The organism is Paenibacillus sp. F024, from assembly GCF_057814255.1.
This window is the reverse complement of record NZ_JBVASZ010000017.1, coordinates 63,815-82,152: the sequence shown is the minus strand read 5'-3', so window position 1 is coordinate 82,152 and position 18,338 is coordinate 63,815. Positions and strand designations below refer to the sequence as shown.

The 18,338-nt window shown below is 51.1% G+C and carries 16 protein-coding genes and 1 pseudogene; 15 read left to right on the top strand and 2 right to left on the bottom strand.

The genetic code is table 11. The annotated features are described in order from the left end of the window. The first annotated feature begins 11 nt into the window (after positions 1 to 11). The 6 genes from ACZYR9_RS17705 to ACZYR9_RS17680 all read left to right on the top strand — a co-directional run bounded on the left by ACZYR9_RS17705 (position 12) and on the right by ACZYR9_RS17680 (position 6,903). A complete protein-coding gene (locus ACZYR9_RS17705; protein ID WP_488979818.1) occupies positions 12 to 1,106 on the top strand; it encodes an ABC transporter substrate-binding protein in 1,095 nt (364 codons plus the stop codon). Between the two features lie 73 nt (positions 1,107 to 1,179). Next, positions 1,180 to 2,337 carry an allantoinase AllB gene (gene allB / locus ACZYR9_RS17700; protein ID WP_488979817.1) on the top strand — a complete coding sequence of 386 codons (1,158 nt, stop codon included), beginning with the start codon at positions 1,180 to 1,182 and terminating at the stop codon, positions 2,335 to 2,337. After that, positions 2,274 to 2,543 carry an amidohydrolase family protein gene (locus ACZYR9_RS17695; protein ID WP_488979845.1) on the top strand — a complete coding sequence of 90 codons (270 nt, stop codon included), beginning with the start codon at positions 2,274 to 2,276 and terminating at the stop codon, positions 2,541 to 2,543. Before allB ends, ACZYR9_RS17695 begins: the two co-directional genes overlap by 64 nt. Next, positions 2,488 to 3,879: a M20 family metallo-hydrolase gene (locus ACZYR9_RS17690; RefSeq protein ID WP_488979816.1), complete on the top strand. Its 1,392-nt coding sequence runs from the start codon at positions 2,488 to 2,490 to the stop codon at positions 3,877 to 3,879. The genes ACZYR9_RS17695 and ACZYR9_RS17690 overlap by 56 nt, the downstream gene beginning before the upstream one ends. Continuing rightward, a complete protein-coding gene (locus tag ACZYR9_RS17685; RefSeq protein ID WP_488979815.1) occupies positions 3,876 to 5,123 on the top strand; it encodes a pyridoxal-phosphate-dependent aminotransferase family protein in 1,248 nt (415 codons plus the stop codon). The genes ACZYR9_RS17690 and ACZYR9_RS17685 overlap by 4 nt, the downstream gene beginning before the upstream one ends. A 319-nt stretch (positions 5,124 to 5,442) precedes the next feature. Continuing rightward, entirely contained in the window at positions 5,443 to 6,903 is a 1,461-nt protein-coding gene (locus ACZYR9_RS17680; RefSeq protein ID WP_488979814.1) for an aldehyde dehydrogenase family protein, read from the top strand. A gap of 178 nt (positions 6,904 to 7,081) precedes the next feature. On the opposite strand, the gene pobA is transcribed toward ACZYR9_RS17680, so the two are convergent. Continuing rightward, positions 7,082 to 8,266, bottom strand: a complete 1,185-nt coding sequence (gene pobA, locus ACZYR9_RS17675) for a 4-hydroxybenzoate 3-monooxygenase (RefSeq protein WP_488979813.1) — start codon at positions 8,264 to 8,266, stop codon at positions 7,082 to 7,084. Positions 8,267 to 8,366: 100 nt separating this feature from the next. Continuing rightward, a complete protein-coding gene (locus ACZYR9_RS17670) occupies positions 8,367 to 9,305 on the bottom strand; it encodes an amidohydrolase family protein (protein WP_488979812.1) in 939 nt (312 codons plus the stop codon). A gap of 271 nt (positions 9,306 to 9,576) precedes the next feature. On the opposite strand from ACZYR9_RS17670, the gene ACZYR9_RS17665 reads away from it, so the two are divergent. The 9 genes and pseudogenes from ACZYR9_RS17665 to ACZYR9_RS17625 all read left to right on the top strand — a co-directional run bounded on the left by ACZYR9_RS17665 (position 9,577) and on the right by ACZYR9_RS17625 (position 18,295). Further along, positions 9,577 to 11,043 (top strand): aldehyde dehydrogenase, encoded by a 1,467-nt coding sequence (locus tag ACZYR9_RS17665; RefSeq protein WP_488979811.1) that lies wholly within the window; start codon positions 9,577 to 9,579, stop codon positions 11,041 to 11,043. 12 nt (positions 11,044 to 11,055) lie between these two features. Continuing rightward, entirely contained in the window at positions 11,056 to 11,844 is a 789-nt protein-coding gene (locus ACZYR9_RS17660; RefSeq protein WP_488979810.1) for a 2-keto-4-pentenoate hydratase, read from the top strand. Positions 11,845 to 11,888: 44 nt separating this feature from the next. Further along, a pseudogene (locus ACZYR9_RS17655) lies at positions 11,889 to 12,389 on the top strand (4-hydroxy-2-oxovalerate aldolase); the annotation flags it as partial. 95 nt (positions 12,390 to 12,484) lie between these two features. After that, the gene (locus tag ACZYR9_RS17650) at positions 12,485 to 13,270 is read left to right on the top strand and encodes a 2-keto-4-pentenoate hydratase (protein ID WP_488979809.1); all 786 of its coding nucleotides are present in this window, start codon (positions 12,485 to 12,487) and stop codon (positions 13,268 to 13,270) included. A 38-nt stretch (positions 13,271 to 13,308) separates the two neighbouring features. After that, on the top strand, positions 13,309 to 14,139 hold the full coding sequence (locus ACZYR9_RS17645; protein ID WP_488979808.1) for a DODA-type extradiol aromatic ring-opening family dioxygenase: 831 nt from the start codon (positions 13,309 to 13,311) through the stop codon (positions 14,137 to 14,139). Positions 14,140 to 14,278: 139 nt separating this feature from the next. Next, complete coding sequence (locus ACZYR9_RS17640) at positions 14,279 to 15,673, top strand: aromatic ring-hydroxylating oxygenase subunit alpha (RefSeq protein WP_488979844.1); 1,395 nt, start codon at positions 14,279 to 14,281, stop codon at positions 15,671 to 15,673. Next, entirely contained in the window at positions 15,666 to 16,169 is a 504-nt protein-coding gene (locus tag ACZYR9_RS17635; protein WP_488979807.1) for a 3-phenylpropionate/cinnamic acid dioxygenase subunit beta, read from the top strand. Before ACZYR9_RS17640 ends, ACZYR9_RS17635 begins: the two co-directional genes overlap by 8 nt. Positions 16,170 to 16,203: 34 nt before the next feature. Further along, entirely contained in the window at positions 16,204 to 16,932 is a 729-nt protein-coding gene (locus tag ACZYR9_RS17630) for an alpha/beta fold hydrolase (RefSeq protein ID WP_488979806.1), read from the top strand. A gap of 91 nt (positions 16,933 to 17,023) precedes the next feature. Continuing rightward, a complete protein-coding gene (locus tag ACZYR9_RS17625; protein ID WP_488979805.1) occupies positions 17,024 to 18,295 on the top strand; it encodes an ABC transporter substrate-binding protein in 1,272 nt (423 codons plus the stop codon). Positions 18,296 to 18,338 lie beyond the last annotated feature (43 nt).

Here is an 18,338-nt window from a genome sequence, read left to right as displayed (position 1 = left end):
AGGGGTTAACGATGAAAAAACGTTTGAAGCTTTTGGGAAGCACGATGGTCGTATTGGCGATGGCATTTCATTTGGCGGCTTGCGGTTCGGGCGGATCACCGGCACCTGCGGCAGCCCCGGGCGGAAGTACGCCCAACGCCTCTGAAGCGAAAAGCGACGGCATCGAATTGAAGCAGTTTACGCTCGTAGGTGTTCGCGATGCGCAAATCTCTTCACAGCAAATCATTGCCGACAAGAAGGGTTATTTTAAGGAAGAGGGCCTGGAGGTTACGAGCCAGTTGATTGAAAGCGGTCCGGACATCGGTCCGATGGTTGCCGGAGGCAGCGCGCCGATCAGCATTCAAACGAACTTCATGGATATTATTCTGAAATCCAACAACGTAGGTGTGAAAATCGTAGCCCCGCTGGCGCAAACTGCCGGTACTCAGGCAGTTGTCGGAGGTAAAAACCTCGAGCTTAAGAGCGCAAAGGATCTGGAAGGAAAGACGATCGGCGTGCCGAACGGTGCGGACGTCGTCATTGCCATCGATAATATGGCCAAGGAGCTTGGCGTCGATGCGAAGAAAATCAAGTACGTAAACCTTGCCCCTAGCGATGCCGTTACTGCGCTGGAAAGAGGCGATATCGATGCCATGGCTGCATGGGAGCCTTTTATTACGAAGGCAATCCAGGGCGGAGGCAAATTCTTATTCAGCGGAACGAAAAGTGAACTGCCGGAGAAAAAGGGCGATGTGAATTGGATGAGCGTGCATACGACGATCCAGGTTACGGACGGCTTCCTGAAGGATAATCCGAATACGATCAAAGCTGTGCTGCGTGCATTGAACAAGGCGACCGATTTTATTAACGATAACCGCGAGGAAGCGATCAAAATTCTGTCGCCTGAACTTCGCTTAACGGAAGCCGAGCTGACCGAAATTATGAACCGCAACGTGTACAGCATGGAAGTTAACGATAACTACTTAAATGACAGTAACGGAGAAGCGGTGGGCAACTACTTGAAAAGCGTAGGAAATATCAAGGAGCTGCAGGATCCGAAAAGCTATCACGATTTGAGCTTGCTCAAAGAAGTGGCGCCTGAATTGATCAAAGCGGAATTGAAATAAGAATTCATATCAGTACTAAAGATCGCTTCCGATCTTGAGGACTGATTTTGTAAACGGACTGGGAGGAAACGTCATGGCGGCGGAATTCGATGTAGTGATCAAGGGCGGGCATATTGTCGGATATGACCGGATGGAACGGATGGATATCGGAATTGCCGGAGGTGTGATTACCTGCATCCAGGAGACCATTGACGAGTCTGCCCGCATGGAGATTGACGCGAAGGATCAAGTGATCGTTCCGGGGATGATCGATGTCCATGTTCATTTGAATGAGCCGGGCTTGGGCGATTGGGAGGGGATTCCGAGCGGTTCGGCCGCACTGGCCGCCGGGGGATGTACGACATACTTCGATATGCCGCTCAACTGTCTTCCGCCCACGACGACGGTAGCGGCCTTGAAGGATAAGCTGGAGCTGGCCGAACAGCGTTCCTGCGTCGATTATGCGCTTTGGGGCGGACTCGTTCCCGGGAATGAAGATCAGCTTGAGCCGCTGGCGGAAGCCGGAGTGATCGGGTATAAAGCATTTTTGTCCGCTGCCGGAGGGAAGCAGGAGGGGGCATTTCGCGAAGTCGACGACCTGACGCTTTACCGGGGAATGCAAGAGATTGCCGGACTGGGCAAAATTCTCGCTCTGCATGCGGAAAGCGAGCTGATCGTCAGCACGCTGGCTGCCGACAAACAAAGCAAGGGGCAGGTCGGCGCAAGGGACTATTTGCAGTCCAGGCCGATTTACGCTGAGCTGGAAGCCGTCCGCAGAGCTTTATATTATGCCGAACTAACGGGATGCGCGCTGCATTTTGTGCATATCAGCAGTCCGGCGGCGGTAATGGAAATCCGAATGGCCAAGCGGGCAGGCCTGAATGTCACACTCGAAACGTGCCCGCATTACTTGATGCTCACCGGCAAGGATATGGAAGAGATCGGGGCGTTGGCCAAGTGCGCGCCTCCGCTGCGCACGGATGAGGAACTGGAAGGCTTGTGGGAGGCCGTCAGACAAGGTGACATCGACATGATCAGCTCGGATCATTCTCCCTGCCCGCCGGAGCTGAAGGTCTCGGACAATTGGTTCGAAATCTGGGGCGCATTTCCGGGGCGCAGAGCTCTTTGGAGCTGTTTCTTGGCGAAGGCTATGTCCGGCGGGACATTCCGCTTCCCTTGCTATGCCGCATGCTGTCGACTCATCCGGCCCGACGCTTCGGGCTGCACGGGACAAAGGGAGAAATCAGAATAGGAGCGGATGCGGATTTGGCGGTCGTCGATTTTTCCGCACCTTACACTTTGCAAAAAGAGCATTTGTACGATCGGCATAAGCACAATCCTTATGTAGGCAAACCAATGGAATGCAGGGTTAAATATACGTTGGTTCGGGGGCGGCTCGTTTATGAATCGCAATCGGGGATTACAAATCCGAAAGTGGGACAATGGCTGCGTTCTTGAACCAATGAAGGTAAAAATCGGAGCGATTTTCGTGAAAGGGTGCTTCAAGATGGCAGATGAATACGTGACAGAACTTCAAGTATCTGATAGCGACCGTTCACGATTTGCAGCAGATATACAGCAGGCGATTGAATGGTTGGCAGACTACGGGAGGGATGCATCGGGAGGGGTTACCCGCTTCTTATACAGTGATGCCTGGAGCCTGGCGCAGAAGGCGCTGGCCCGGCGGATGACAGAGGCGGGACTGCAATCGTATTACGATGATTGCGGCAATTTGTTCGGACGGCTGGAGGGTACTTATGCTCATGAGCCGGTCCTGCTGACGGGTTCCCATCTTGACACCGTCAGGTGTGGAGGCGGGTACGACGGCGCTTACGGAATATTGGCCGGCATGATTGCGCTGAAGTATTTGCATGAACGGTTTGGAGCTCCGCGGAGAACACTGGAGGTTGTTTCATTGTGTGAAGAAGAGGGCAGCCGTTTTCCGCTGACGTATTGGGGATCGGGCAATATGACAGGGAAATATGATCTGGATGCGGTCCCGCCGATTCGGGATATCGACGGAATCAGCCTGCAGGAAGCAATGGAAGCCGCAGGCTTCGGGCTCGGCAGGTATCCATCGCCGCGCCGCAGCGGTCTGGCCGGCTTCATCGAACTGCATATCGAGCAGGGCTTGGTCCTCGAGCGGGAGCGGCTGTCCATCGGAATCGTAAACGGGATTGTCGGACAAAAGCGGTTTATGGTGCGGGTGGATGGAACGGCTAATCATGCAGGGACCACGCCGATGAAGCTGCGCCGGGATGCATTGGCCGGAGCGTGCGAAATGATAGCGTTTCTGGAGGAAACGGCTTTGTCGCAAGGCGAGCCTTTTGTTGCTACGGCGGGGCAGATGCAGGTACAGCCTAATTTGGCCAACGTCATCCCCGGACAGGCTGTTTTTTCCGTAGATGTTCGCGATGCCGATTCGGAAAAGCTCGAACGGTTTTGCCGGCAATTCAAAACCGTTTTTGCAGAGATTGCCGAACGGAGGCAGCTATCCGTTGATTTTCATGAGTGGATGAGTATGCAGCCGGTCCGGATGAATGAGGATATGAACCGCAGCCTGGCATCGATCTGTGAAGGACGCGGCTTTGCCTACCGTCCCATGTTCAGCGGAGCGGGACATGATGCGCAGATGTTTCAGGCGGTCTGCCCGACGGCCATGCTGTTTGTCCCGAGCAAAGACGGAATCAGTCATTCTCCGGATGAATACAGCGATCCTCAGGATATGGCCAACGGGATCGTCACGCTCGTGGAATGGTTGTATTTGTACGGCTATAAGGAGGAATTGCGATGAAAAAGTACAAAGATCTGGCTCCGTCATTGCGCACCATCATGACCCCCGGTCCCGTGGAGGTCGATCCGCGTGTGCTGCGGGCGATGGCCACTCCGATTCTGGGGCAGTTCGATCCGGAACTTACCGATATTATGAATGAAACGATGGGCATGCTGCGTGAAGTGTTTCAAACCGGGAATGAGTATGCCTTTCCTATCGACGGTACTTCCCGTTCCGGTATTGAGGCCGTTATGGTCAGTCTCATTGAACCGGGAGATAAGGTGTTGGTTCCCGTTTACGGCCGGTTCGGGCATCTTTTGACAGAAATCGCCGATCGGTGTGGAGCCGAGGTGACCACCATGGAGCAGGAGTGGGGGAAAGTATTTGATCCCGAGCAGGTGATCGCCACGATGAAGCGGGAGCGACCGGACGTGGTGGCTATGGTGCATGGTGAGACGTCTACAGGCCTGATGCAGCCTCTTAAGGAAATCGGACGGGCATGCCGGGAGCTGGATATGCTGTTCATTGTGGACGCGGTGGCTACGATTGGAGGTACGGACGTACGGGTTGACGAATGGATGATTGATGCGGCGATAGGCGGTACGCAAAAATGCTTGTCGGTTCCGTCCGGCATGGCCCCGATCACCTATAACAAAAGAGCGGAAGCGAAAATTGCCGGACGCAAACAGGTTGAGCGCGGGCTCCGTGATCCGAAGCTGGATTCGGGCTATTCGGGAAGAACGATCCGCAGCAATTATTTTGACTTAAGCCAGCTGCAGGACTATTGGGGCCCTCGCCGCCTGAACCATCATACGGAAGCGACCTCCATGCTGTACGCGCTCAGGGAAGGCTTGCGCCTTGTGCTGGAGGAGGGGTTAAAGGAGCGTTTTGCCCGCCATAAGCTGCAGGAAATGGCTTTGGTTGCGGGGCTGGAGGCGATGGGCTTGAAGCTGTTCGGCGATCCGGGCTGCAAGCTTCCCGTGGTGACCTGCATTCAAATCCCCGAGGGGATAACCGGGGATTCGGTGATGCAGATGCTGCTTCGCGAGTTTAGCGTGGAGATCGCCAGCTCCTTTGGCCCGCTCAAAGGGAAAATATGGAGAATCGGCTCCATGGGCTACAGCAGCAATCAAAGAAATGTGCTTCATGTGCTGGGAGCGCTTGAGGCCGTGCTGGTCCGGCACCGCGCCAAAATCGACGCCGGTCGCGCCGTCCAGGCTGCGCTGGATGTCTATATGGAAGCCAAAGGAATTGGATATGCGTAATATGGAAGGCTAGATAGGCCGGGCATCCCTGACAGGGATGCTGCTTTTTTATTGGATAGGATCAATAGATGCGCGGCATCGTCCAGAAAATCTTGAAGGCTCGCTTCAAAGATTTCGGTATGAGTTAGCGACAATTTCTTCAGGGTCATATAGCGTCTCCCCTGGTGCATTTTATGACTTCTGAAAAATATATATATCATGTTGCATATAAAGGAACATCGGTGTTGTATATCAAATATCCTTAAAGTAAGCTTAAAAAAGCAGTTTAAAAGTCACTTTTGTAAGCACTTACATAACAAATTGTAAAGGAGTGCTGCACATGACACGTTATGAGGAGTTTAACAAAAGTTATATCCAGGGTAGCTGGACGGAAGGGTTAAGCGATCGAACCTACGATATTTTAAATCCTTACGACAATTCGGTGGTGACCTCTGTTCGTTTAGCGACGGCGGACCAGCTTCGGGAAGCCTTTGAAACGGCGAAGCAAGCCCAACGGCAATGGGCGAGGTCTACTGTGGAAGAAAGGAAAGACGTGCTTCACAAGGCGGCGGAATATTTAAAAGCGAATCGTGAAGCGATTGTGGATGTGATTGTGCGTGAAACGGGAGGAACCGTTCTAAAAGCCAATGTCGAAGTGCATCTTACTTTAGAGCTTTTAGAGGAAGCGCTTCATTATGCGGATGAAGTGGATAAAGTTAAAGAAGTGCCTTCCCCTATCGAAGGAAAGGTCAATCATATCCGTCGTCTTCCGCTAGGGGTTGTGGCCTCCATCTCGCCATTCAACTTCCCTATGAACTTATCGATGAGAACCATTGCGCCCGCCATTGCTTTGGGGAACAGCATAGTCCATAAGCCCGATATTCAGGTAGGCTTAACAGGCGGCTCCATTATCGCCAAAGCGTTCGAGCATGCCGGTCTGCCCAAGGGTGTGTTCAATATGATTTTGACGGATATAACGGAAATCGGAGATGAAATGCTGACGAATCCGCATTCCAATCTGATCAGCTTTACCGGTTCGACGGCGGTGGGAAGACATATCGGCGCTATAGCGGGTCAGAACTTAAAGCGGGTCATACTGGAGCTTGGAGGCAATAGCCCGTTCGTTGTGTTATCGGACGCGGATGTAGACCGGGCCGTTGACGCTGCGGTATTTGGGAAATTCATTCACCAAGGGCAAATTTGCATGATTATTAATCGACTGATTGTCCATAAGGATAAATACGATGAATTTGTACAAAAATTTGTTGAAAGAGCAAAAGCCCTTTCTTATGGCGATCCAAGAGATCCAAAGACCGTGATCGGCCCCCTGGTCAACGAACGTCAGCTTGAAAAAGCGGTGAACGCTATCGAACAAGCCAAACGTGACGGCGTGAAAGTCGCGTTAGAAGGCGAGCGTATCGGTAACGTAATAACTCCTTATGTATTCATTGATGTGGATAATTCCAGCAAGCTGGCACAAACCGAGCTGTTCGCGCCTATTGCGACCATCATCAAAGCGGATACGGACGAGGAAGCTATCGCCATGGCAAGCGAGACGGAATATGGTTTAAGCTCCGCTATCTTTACCTCTGATTTGGAAAGAGGAGAGGAGCTTGCGCTGCAAATCGATAGCGGAATGACGCATATTAACGACCAGACGGTGAATGATAGTCCTACGATTCCCTTTGGGGGAAATAAGGCAAGCGGCAGCGGCCGATTTGGGAATCCATGGATTGTTGAAGAATTCACCATCACCAAATGGGTGTCGATCCAGCATCAATACCGTCATTTTCCGTTCTGACCCATCAGGAATCCTGGATTTTTCACAGTCTAGCGGAAAGAGCTGAACATAAAATCAGGAATTCAGTGCAGCGGCCGCAATCCGGCAATATGGCGGGAGTCGGCTGCTGCTTTTTTATGGAGCCTATGGCAGACCACGCTCAACGGGCGCATCACCTGACCGGTGTGCGCCCGTTGAATTACCATTCCATGGGAAGCCCGACATAGTTTTCGGCAAGGCTGGTCGAGGCTGCCCGGGAAGACGTAATATAATCCAGTTCGGCAAGCTGGATTCTCCGCTCGAACGGGGTATGGTCAGGGTTCACATGCAGCAGTGAGGTCATGAAGAAGGAGAAGCGCTCCGCCTTCCAGATACGGCGCAGGCAGGTCGCGGAATAACGCTCAAGCAGCTCCGTTTTTCCGGTTTTGTAGAAAGCGTCAAGACCGCGTGCCAGGACTTGAACATCTGCAACAGCCAAGTTAAGCCCTTTGGCGCCGGTCGGCGGTACAATGTGCGCTGCGTCGCCGGCCAAGAAGAGCCTGCCGTACTGCATCGGATCGCACACAAAGCTGCGCATCGCGATGATGCCCTTCTGAATGATCGGGCCCTCAGTCAGCTTCCACCCGTCATCGGTCTCCAGCCTTGCATGCAGCTCCGTCCATATGCGGTCGTCGGACCAGTTGGCGATATCATCCTTGGGGTCGACCTGGATGTATAGGCGCTGAATCTCCGGTGAACGTGTACTTAGCAGGGCGAAACCGCGCTCGTGATGGGCGTATATCAGCTCGGACGCTGAAGGAGGCGCCTCGATGAGGATGCCGAGCCAGCCGAGCGGATATTTTTTCTCGTACGTCGTGCGGACGAAGTCCGGGATCGTTGCTCGGCATGGGCCGTGGAAACCGTCACAGCCGGCGATATAGTCGCATGTAATTTCCAGCAGCTCTCCATTTTTGTCCTTGCGGTAACGAATTTTCGGGGCGGTGGTTTCCAGATCGTGCAAGCTGACCTCGCCAACATTGAAAATAAGCTCCCCGCCGGCTTGGAGCCGGGCGGCAACCAAATCCTTGATGACCTCATGCTGGGCATATACCGTCACATTTTTGCCGCCGGTAAGCTCATGCATGTTAATCCGATGGCCCTTGCGGTTGAAGCGAAGCTCTACCCCATGGTGAAAATGCCCTTCCCGCATGAGCCGGCCGCCTACTCCCGCGGCTTTCATGAGATCGACGGTGCCCTGCTCGAGCACGCCTGCACGGATCGTTCCCTCGATTTCTTCACGGGTACGGGTTTCGATGATGATGGACTCGATTCCCTGAAAATGCAGAAGGTGAGAGAGCATGAGTCCTGCCGGGCCGGCCCCGATAATGCCAACCTGTGTACGCATATTGGAGACCTCCTTATGTCATGGGCTGAAATCTTTGCAATGAAGATCAATACCTCGAAAAGCAAACGCTTTCATCATAACTGAAAATGTCGGAACGGAGCTATTCTCCTAGAAGTCCCTTAATGCCGTCTTCGTGATCGAATTCAGGGGGCCATGAACAAAGATCGAATGGAAAATCAGAGCCCGGAACCACTTTATCCGCACCTGCGATTTCAATAAGAGAGCGCAAGCTGGCTTCGTTCCATAGTACCGTGTCAAACCAAAATCGGCGCAAAGCATCCATGGGTGGACTTTTCAACGCGGAGGAAACCGCCTTCCATTTGGTATAGCCTTCATTTAAACGGCCGATTTGGTAGGGGAGAAATCCACCTCCATGGGCCAGTAATATTTTGACGCTTTGATATTTATCGAGCATTCCGCTTAATAATATATCTGTTGCACAGACCGTGGTCTCCCAGGGAACGCCGATGAGATTGGGCATCATTCTTTGCTTTAGGCGGGGGTCTTCACACAGTAACGGATGGATAAAAACAATCGCCCGTTGCGCATCGGCTTCCTCCCAGAACGGGGTAAAGAAATCGTCCGTCAGCATTCGATGGGGTAAGCCGGGACCGATGATCGCCCCTTTTAACCCGAGCTCCATCGCCTGCCTTAACTCCCTTGCCGCAAGGACAGGGTTATTCAGCGGAACGGTAGCCAGCGCCGAAATCCGGCCGGGATGAGCCCGTGCCCAATCGGCCAGCGAACGATTATAGACGGAAGAGAGTTCGCCCGTAATGTCGTCCTTGAAGTCATACATAAAAAGCTGGGGGATAGGCGAAATCAGGGAATGTGTAACTCCGGCCGCCTCCTGTTCCTGCAGGTACCGATGGGGTTGGACAAAGGCCGTCTTCAGCTCAAAGCTCCATTTGCCGTTCACCGTTAGAAAATCTTCTTGCTCCGGCGCTTTTCTTTCCCACTTGGCATGGACGGTGTGCCGGTGATCCTTCAGCCAGGACATCACATCCGGAGGAATAAAGTGGGTGTGTACATCAAACATCAAACCACGCTCCTTGCATCCTCTGTTTCATATACCATATAAGACTAACGCTTTAAAGTGTTCCATATAAAAGAACAATAGTCTTGTATAAGGAAATGTATTCATTTTAGCACACCCGATACAGCAAAAAAACACCTTGAAAAATAAATTTATTAGTTGCATATAGAGGAACATTGGTGTTGTATATAAAAAAGCCTTCGGTTAAGCTAATAAGAAAACATATGTAAGCGCTGTATTTTAATTCCTTACCAAAATCAAGGAGGCTCATCTTATGACAGTTGAACGCGAACAAGCAAAACCAATGGATTGCAAGCATTTTATAAACGGACAATATATTCCGTCCTTTAACGGGAGGACCTTTGATAATATAAATCCCGCAACAGAAGAGGTGCTGGGCAAGGTTTCCGAGGGGGGAAAAGAAGAAATCGATCTCGCTGTGGGAGCGGCAAGAAGAGCATTAAACGGACCGTGGAAAACCATGACGCTCAATGACCGGATTGCCGTGATTCGCCGGATCGGAGACCTCATTTTGCAAAGAAAGGATGAGCTGGCCAAGCTGGAATCTCTGGATACCGGCAAACCGCTTTGGCTTTCAAGCTCGGTCGATATTCCGCGCTCGGCCTTTAACTTCCATTTCTTTGCCGACTATTTGCGTTCTGTCGGTAACGAAGCTTATCAAACGGATGACGTTGCTCTTAACTATTCCATTCGTCGTCCTGTGGGAGTTGTCGGCTTGATTAATCCGTGGAACCTGCCCCTGCTATTGTTGACCTGGAAGCTGGCTCCCTGTTTGGCCGCCGGGAATACATGCGTCATTAAACCGGCTGAATTAACCCCGATGACGGCTACGGTGCTCGGTGAAATCTGCCGTGAAGCGGGTGTACCCGATGGTGTTGTGAACATTGTCCACGGCTTCGGTCCCGATTCTGCAGGCTCGGCGTTATCGGAGCATCCTGATGTAGACGCCATATCCTTCACCGGCGAAACGGCAACCGGCAAAATCATTATGAAGGCGGCCTCGCAGTCGCTCAAAAAGCTTTCTTACGAGCTTGGCGGCAAAAATCCGAATATCATCTTTGCCGATTCGGATCTGGATGAAGTCATTGAAACCACGTTGAAATCGAGCTTTATTAACCAAGGTGAAGTGTGCTTGTGCGGATCTCGCATTTATGTAGAGCGGCCGGTGTATGAAAAGTTTCTGGAAAAATTTGCGTCCAAAGCCAAAGAGCTGGTTGTCGGTGACCCGTTTGACAAGAATTCAAAGGTAGGGGCGCTTGTAGGGGCGGAGCACTATGAACGAGTAACCGGCTATATTCAGCTGGCTCAGGAAGAAGGAGGACAAATTGTGATCGGCGGCAAGCGTCCCGAAGGCTTGGAGAAAGGGTATTTTCTTGAGCCGACGATCATCACAGGATTAAACCGCAACTGCCGTACCGTTCGCGAAGAGATTTTCGGGCCGGTGGTCACGGTGATGCCGTTTGATGAAGAAGAGGAAGTCATTGCACAGGCTAACGATACGCATTATGGCTTGAGCGCTTCGATATGGACCAATGATCTGCGCCGGGCCCACAGGGTAGCAGGCCGGATCGAAGCGGGGATCGTTTGGGTGAACACGTGGTTTTTACGTGATTTACGGACTCCGTTCGGCGGTATGAAGCAAAGCGGCATCGGACGTGAAGGCGGTATACACAGCTTTGAGTTCTATACCGAATTGACGAATGTCTGTATCAAATTATAGGAGGGAACAACGTTGAGTTCTAAGTTTGATAGAATAACGATAAAATATTCTGAACATTTGGAGCAAGCGGTAACTGAACGCCAAGGGGTTTCGCCCCTTACGGAGCTTGATCCGGATTTGACGATGGAGCAGGCATATCAAGTTCAGCTTCATGGCATTCAAAAAAAAGTGGACGCCGGTCAGCGAATCGTCGGAAAGAAAATCGGCCTGACTTCCCTTGCCATGCAAAAATTGTTAGGTGTGGACCAGCCCGATTACGGTCATCTGCTGGATAGTATGGTTGTAGAGAACGGAGGCCAAATCACTTTTGACCGGGTGCTGCAGCCGAAAGTCGAAGCCGAGATTGCTTTTGTATTGAAACAGGACTTGGCAGGGCCGGGGATTACGGTAATGGATGTCTTGAAAGCCACCGACTATATTGTTCCTGCTTTGGAGATTGTGGACAGCAGGGTAGCCGATTGGAAAATCAAGCTGCAGGATACGATAGCCGATAACGCTTCCTCCGGTCTTTATGTGTTAGGAGGCACGCCTCATTCCGTAGATCAGGTCGATCTTGCGCAGATCGGCGTGGTTCTTTATAAGAACGGCGAGATCATGAACACAGGGGTGGGCGCAGCCGCTTTAGGACACCCGGCTGCATGCGTGGCTTGGCTTGCCAATAAATTGTCTGAGTTTGGCATAGTGCTGAAAGCAGAAGAAGTGATTCTCTCAGGCGCTCTTTCTGCAGCTGTAAATGCCAAGCCGGGAGATGCTTTCCAGGCAAGATTTGCCCATTTAGGCGAAGTTAAGGTTCGATTTTAGCAAGGAATCATATAGGGGAGATAAGATTTGAAGGGAGTGGGCTCCTATCCCGTACCCATGAGCTGGAATTGATTGAGGCGGCGGTATCGGTATGCCGACAGGCCCGAACAGCCGTATTGCTTTTGCCCGGTACCGGTACGATGGAAGAGTTGAGGCAGGCCGCAAACCTTGGCGTCAAAATGGCGCGTATCGCCACCCATGTGACGGAGGCGGATGTGTCGGCTCAACATATCGCTTTAACCAGGGAGCTTGGATTGGAAGCAGTTGGTTTTCTGATGATGTCCCACATGGCTCCGGTTGAAAAGCTTGTGGAACAGGCCAAATTGATGGAGAGCAACGGAGCGGATACCGTCTATGTCGTCGACTCGGCGGGAGCGCTTCTCCCTCATGAAGTCAAAGAGCGGATTCGGGCCCTTCGGCAGCATCTGGGCATCCATATCGGATTCCACGCACACAACAATTTATCGCTTGCCATGGCTAATACCTTAGTGGCTATAGAAGAAGGGGCTACCCGGATCGACGGCAGCGTCCGCTGTTTGGGAGCAAGTGGTTGGCGGTCAGGAAGATATGATTGTGGATGTGGCAGCGGAAATCGCAAAGTCCAAGCAAAAATTCGTTGTTCGGTAGGGGAGGCTAAAAGATGTGCGCTTTAGATGTTAAATCCACAGCCGGGTTTCTGCACCAGGCTGAAATGGATAAACGTGAAGTGATTCGAATTACGGCTGATCATCCGGATATGTCCATAGAGGATGCCTATACAGTACTCGACGAATTGGTTGCGATCAAACGCGCGCTGGGTCACCGGATCGTCGGACCGAAAATGGGGCTGACCAGTCAGGCCAAAATGAAGCAAATGAACGTGGAGGAGCCGATTTACGGATATATATTCGACTATATGGTTGTTCCCGAAGGCGGATCGATAGCTATGCAGGATTTGATCCATCCGAAAGTGGAGGCCGAGATCGCCCTTGTGATGGGAAAAGATGTGGAGGGCCCGGCCGTTACGGGAGCCCAGGTGCTTGCCGCTACGGAGTATGTGGTGCCGGCGCTGGAGATCATCGATAGCCGTTATGAGAACTTTAAATTCACCTTACCGGATGTCATTGCGGACAACGCTTCCTCTTCCAGGGTGATTTTTGGAACTCAGCTTCAACGGCCCGATAGCTTTGAGCTGGAGTTAGTCGGCGTCACCCTTTCGATCAATGGAGAAATCAAGGATTTGGGGGCGGGAGCCGCCGTCCTGGGGCATCCGGCTAACTCGGCTGCTATGCTGGCCCGCATGCTGGCCAGGAAAGGCGGCAAAATAAAAGCCGGAGATATCATTTTGACCGGAGGCATAACAGGCGCCCTGATGTTGAATGCCGGTGATACGATATCGGCCAAGTTTGACGGGTTGGGGCAGGTAGGCTTTCGGGTAACGGAATAACAGATAAATTGTGAATCAGCATGGAGGAGGAAATGTACATGTCCATTGAATTGGGTTTGCTGGTGCCTCATTCGCCTCGTATGTGCCATGAGGAGCAGGTTCCGGAGTTTCAAAAAGAATTGGTTCGATGCATGCATGAAGCCGCCAATGTGATTGCCAGCCTGAAACCGGATGTCATCGTTCTTATTTCCTGTCACTGGATGTCAAGCTTTCATCATCTTGTGGATGCTACACCGCATCACAAAGGTATACTTACGGCGTATGAATGTCCTGAATTGATTTCCGATGTTTTTTATGAATATCCCGGAGATGAACAGCTGGCCACCCGGATGGTAGAGGCGGGCCAAAGGGCCGGACTATCGATCGTGAAAGTAAATGATCCCACGTATGTGTGGGATTATGGGACGGTTGTTCCTCTGCGTTATCTTGTTCCTAAGGGAGATATCCCGGTCATTGATCTTTCCGTGACATGGGCGGCGAATCTGGAAGAAACCTATCTCTGGGGTCAGCAAGTAGGAAAGGTATTGCGGGAAACGGATAAACGTGCCGTTTTTGTAAGCAGCGGAGCTCTTTCCCATAATCTTGTGAGGGGGCCTGAGGCTATGCCGTCCATATCCGAGCAGGCTCTGGATAAACAATTTCTGGACTATTTAAATCACAATGATATGCAATCCGCATGGAAGATGCTTCCCCAATATGCCAAAGTGGCATCCGTTGAGGCCGGGGGCCGCCATCTGGCCATGCTGCTCGGCGTACTGGAAGGCGGCTATACAAGCAAATATTACGGATACGGGCAATCCTCGGCAAGCGCCAATGTAGTGATGACCTTCCGACCCGGGTCAGCAGAATCCTCCCATATCACAGCCTAAGAGCTGCAGAGCGGGTTCCGGTTCTTATGAGTTCATCCGCACGATTAGAGATAGCGAGAAGATCGGGGAGCTAACGAACAGCGCGGCCAAGCGATAGGTTCATGCATTTGTCTGCAGACGGCAAGGAGGAGCGGGAATGATGCTGAGACCGAGTATAGATAAACAGGTATTTCAGGAACTAAAAGAAAAGATGAAGCAAGGCTTACTTCCCCAGTGGATCTTAACGGATCCTCACATTTACGAGATGGAAATCCAAAAAATATTTGCTCATACATGGCAATTTTTGGCGCATGAAACGGAATTGAAGGAACCCGGAAGCTTTGTGACCAGATGGATGGTCAATGATCCGGTGCTGCTGGTGAGAACCAACAGCGGAGAGCTGAAGGCTTTCCTCAATTCCTGCCCGCACCGGGGGACACAATTATGCACGGCGGATTTCGGAAAAAAGAAAACGCTTTCCTGTCCGTATCACGGTTGGAGCTTTAACCTGGACGGCGACCTCATTGGCGTCGTAGCCGGCGACAAGGTATATGGCGAGGAAATGAAAAAGGACGAATGGGGGCTGCGTCCCATTCCTCAAGTCGGCGTGTATCAAGGGATGATTTTTGGCAATTTGGATCCGCATGCCATGCCGTTGGAAGATGATCTTGGGGATATGAAATGGTATATGGACATTATGCTGGGCCGCAGTGACGGAGGAATGGAGGTCAGGGGAATCCCTCAACGGTGGGTAGTGAATACCAATTGGAAGCTGGTATTGGAAAACTTCTCGGGAGATCCCTATCATGTCCAAACGACGCACCGTTCGACGGTTGAAATGGGGATCAGCCCTCAGGACCCGCTGTATGCCGGTTACGGGCATCAAGTGGTGCTGCAGCATGGACACGGGGTGAACGTGATCACTGCCTCCGCTCCGGGCAAGCCGCAGAGGCCCCCGTATCAAGGCTTGCCGCAAGAGATGTGGCCGATGTTTGAAAGAAACCTGAATGAGGATCAATTAAAGGTGTTTTCGAAAGCGACCGTTTTTGTAGGCTCCATCTTTCCGAATTTGTCTTTCGTCAGTCCGGTGCATGGAAGTGAAGGGCATTTGCACAATTACCTGAATTTCCGTGTATGGCGTCCGCTGGGGCCCGAAAAAATAGAGATCTGGTCCTGGTTTATGATCGATAAGGCCGCATCGGACGAATATAAAGAAGACGCCTATAAAGGCTATATCAGCTCCTTCGGCCCTTCGGGCACGTTGGAGCAGGACGATACGGAGATTTGGACCCGGGTGATCCAAACAAGCAAAGGGATTATGGCCAGAAGCAAGGACCACAGCTATAACAATCTGCTCAATTATTTAATGGGCCTCGACCGGGTATTGCCGGATGAAACGTGGCCCGGACCCGGCACCGCCTATCCGACTTGTTATTTGGATGCATTATCCAGAGCAACCCATGAGTATTGGCTGGAGCTGATTGCCGGAGAAGAGACGGGCAATGAACGAGAAAGGAATCGAAAGGAACATGCGGGAGGCCATCACGATGAATAATGAGCTGCAGCAAATTCAAATCACCCGTTTCCTTCACGAAGAAGCCTTCCTGCTGGACAGCAGGAGGTTTGGAGAATGGCTGGATTTACTTGCGGACGATATCATTTATCGAATGCCGCTTCGGGCCACGCTGGAGAACAAAGAGGGCTCCACTATTGTAGAAGAGATGACATTTTTTGAAGAAACCAAAAAATCATTGACCACGCGCGTAAACAGGCTGGGAACCGCATCGGCTTGGGCGGAAAACCCGGCTCCAAGAACCCGTCATTTTGTGTCGAATATTTTTGTTGACCCGGGTTCGGATGACCATGAGTTAAAGGTCAGAAGCTATTTTTTATTCAAGCGCAGCAGAGCGGGAGATATAGCGACCGAAGAAATCTTTGGAGAGCGTCTCGACACGCTCCGGCAAGTAAATGGTCAATGGAAAATCGCTTCAAGAACGATTTATCCCGATCAGACCGTATTAAGCGTGATGAATTTAAGCATGTTCTTATAGGAGTCCCTTTATCATAAACGGGGAGATGATGAAGATGTCAACCTATGTATTTGTTCATGGAGCTTGGCACGGTGCGTGGTGTTGGGAGAAGATTACTCCTTTATTAAAAGCACAGGGGCATAAGGTTCATGCCCTTGATTTACCGGGACACGGAGCTGACCGAACCCCGGTCGAACAAGTGAATTTGAAAGCATACACGGATCGAGTATGCGCTGTTCTTGATGAAATCGAAGAACCGGTCATCCTCGTCGGACACAGCATGGGTGGAATTGCCATTTCACAGAGCGCTGAAGAACGTCCAGAAAAAATAACATCGTTGGTATATGTTACGGCTTTTTTGCTTAAAGACAACGAATGCATGGTGGACATCATTCAAGCGGATACGGAGGCCAGGGTAGCACCCAACTTGATTGTATCCAGTGACGGCATCTATGCAACGGTAAACAATGAGCATGTCAAAGATATATTTTACGGCTGCTCCAATCCAAAGGATGCAGAGCTTGCCGTGTCTCTCTTGAGGCCGCAGGCCTTGCAGGTTCTAGCGACCAAATTAAACCTGACCCAAGACCGTTATGGCCGGATTCCCCGATACTACATCGAATGTTTACGCGACCAGGCCATCACCCATTCATGTCAACAAAGCATGTATTCCGCCTCACCCTGTGAAAAGGTGTTCACATTGGATACGGATCATTCGCCTTTTTACTCGACTCCTGAAGAATTGGCTTCCATTTTGCTTGAAATCAACGGACAGCTCCGATAAAGGATAATGCTGCAAACCAAAGCTGCAGGAACAAAATAAAGCGCTTACATTAAAGAAGAGTTGATCTTAATCTTGATTGGGGGCATGTTCGATGGCTTTGAAAAGAAAAACTCAAACAAAAGTTGTGACTATGCTGGTTCTGATGCTGATGTTTCTTACGGCTTGCGGCGGCAATACGAATAACAGCAATAGCGGCAGCGGAAGTGGCGGCAACAGTGGCAGCGGCAGCAATACGTCCTCATCCGGCGGCGGGGATCAGCCTATCAAAATAGGGGCCATTCTATCCTTCTCCGGAAATTTTGCCCCGTTGTCAGAAAGTATCAAACAAGGAATGGAGCTTTATTTTGAGCTGAACGGCAATAAAATCGGCAGCCGTCCCGTAACCATCAAATACGAGGATGATGAGGCCAATCCTCAAGTCGCTCTTCGTAAATACCGGCAGCTGGTGGAAAGCGAAAAAGTCGATATCCTTGCAGGCCCTATTTCCTCTGCCGTCGTTTATGCGCTGCGGGATGTGATCGAGAAGGATAAGGTGGTGCTGATCGATGCCAATGCGGCGGCCAACGATATTTCATGGGATAAGAAAAGCGATTATATCTACCGCGTTTCGATCTCAAATTGGCAGGACGGTACTCCGGGAGCGGAATATATCTTCAAAAACGTCGGGAAAAAGGCCTTTGTTATAGCCCCGGACTACCCGGCCGGCCACGAAACGATTGAAGCCTTTAATGCGGCCTTCATCAAAGCGGGCGGTGAAATTGTTAAGGAAGCCTGGCCCAAGCTGGGAACGAATGATTACGCCACTTACCTGACGGACATTTTAAATACGAAGCCTGATCTTGTTTTCTCGTTCCTAGCCGGGACCGACGCCATCCGTTTTGTACAGCAATACGAACAATTCGGCGTGAAAGACAAGATTCCATTAACCGGAACGCAGGAGTTCCTGGACCCGTTAGTTACTGACCCGGCCGGAAAAGCGGCGGAAGGAATTGTCGGGGCCACGATGTATACCGCCTCGCTGGATAACCCGATTAATAAAAAGTTTGTTGAAGAGTTTAAGAAAAAATATAACAAAACACCAAACTACTTTAATGTCCAAGGGTATGATACGGCGCAGGTCATCAGCAAAGCCATTGAGAAGGCAGGCAGCACAAAATCGGAAGATCTGATCAAGGTCTTGAAAGATATTACCTTCAGCAGTCCTCGCGGCGAACTGGCTATGGATCCGAAAACGCACAATTTGGCATTGGATATGTATTTGGCCAAAAACGTATGGAAAGATGGAAAGATCGAACAGGAAATGATGGGAATAGCGGCAAAAGGATTGAAAATACCGGAAACTCCGCCTGCTAAGACAAAATAGCCGTAATGCAAACGGGAGGGCATGCCCTCCCGTTTCACCACCT

Excerpts from the sequence above, each read along its gene's own strand:
- ACZYR9_RS17665 (WP_488979811.1), top strand. The coding sequence starts at position 9,577 with ATGACAGTTGAACGCGAACAAGCAAAACCAATGGATTGCAAGCATTTT.
- ACZYR9_RS17695 (WP_488979845.1), top strand. The coding sequence starts at position 2,274 with ATGCTGTCGACTCATCCGGCCCGACGCTTCGGGCTGCACGGGACAAAG.
- ACZYR9_RS17690 (WP_488979816.1), top strand. The coding sequence starts at position 2,488 with ATGAATCGCAATCGGGGATTACAAATCCGAAAGTGGGACAATGGCTGC.
- ACZYR9_RS17685 (WP_488979815.1), top strand. The coding sequence starts at position 3,876 with ATGAAAAAGTACAAAGATCTGGCTCCGTCATTGCGCACCATCATGACC.
- allB (WP_488979817.1), top strand. The coding sequence starts at position 1,180 with ATGGCGGCGGAATTCGATGTAGTGATCAAGGGCGGGCATATTGTCGGA.
- ACZYR9_RS17670 (WP_488979812.1), bottom strand. The coding sequence starts at position 9,305 with ATGTTTGATGTACACACCCACTTTATTCCTCCGGATGTGATGTCCTGG.
- ACZYR9_RS17650 (WP_488979809.1), top strand. The coding sequence starts at position 12,485 with ATGTGCGCTTTAGATGTTAAATCCACAGCCGGGTTTCTGCACCAGGCT.
- pobA (WP_488979813.1), bottom strand. The coding sequence starts at position 8,266 with ATGCGTACACAGGTTGGCATTATCGGGGCCGGCCCGGCAGGACTCATG.
- ACZYR9_RS17640 (WP_488979844.1), top strand. The coding sequence starts at position 14,279 with ATGCTGAGACCGAGTATAGATAAACAGGTATTTCAGGAACTAAAAGAA.
- ACZYR9_RS17630 (WP_488979806.1), top strand. The coding sequence starts at position 16,204 with ATGTCAACCTATGTATTTGTTCATGGAGCTTGGCACGGTGCGTGGTGT.
- ACZYR9_RS17625 (WP_488979805.1), top strand. The coding sequence starts at position 17,024 with ATGGCTTTGAAAAGAAAAACTCAAACAAAAGTTGTGACTATGCTGGTT.
- ACZYR9_RS17635 (WP_488979807.1), top strand. The coding sequence starts at position 15,666 with ATGAATAATGAGCTGCAGCAAATTCAAATCACCCGTTTCCTTCACGAA.
- ACZYR9_RS17645 (WP_488979808.1), top strand. The coding sequence starts at position 13,309 with ATGTCCATTGAATTGGGTTTGCTGGTGCCTCATTCGCCTCGTATGTGC.
- ACZYR9_RS17705 (WP_488979818.1), top strand. The coding sequence starts at position 12 with ATGAAAAAACGTTTGAAGCTTTTGGGAAGCACGATGGTCGTATTGGCG.
- ACZYR9_RS17680 (WP_488979814.1), top strand. The coding sequence starts at position 5,443 with ATGACACGTTATGAGGAGTTTAACAAAAGTTATATCCAGGGTAGCTGG.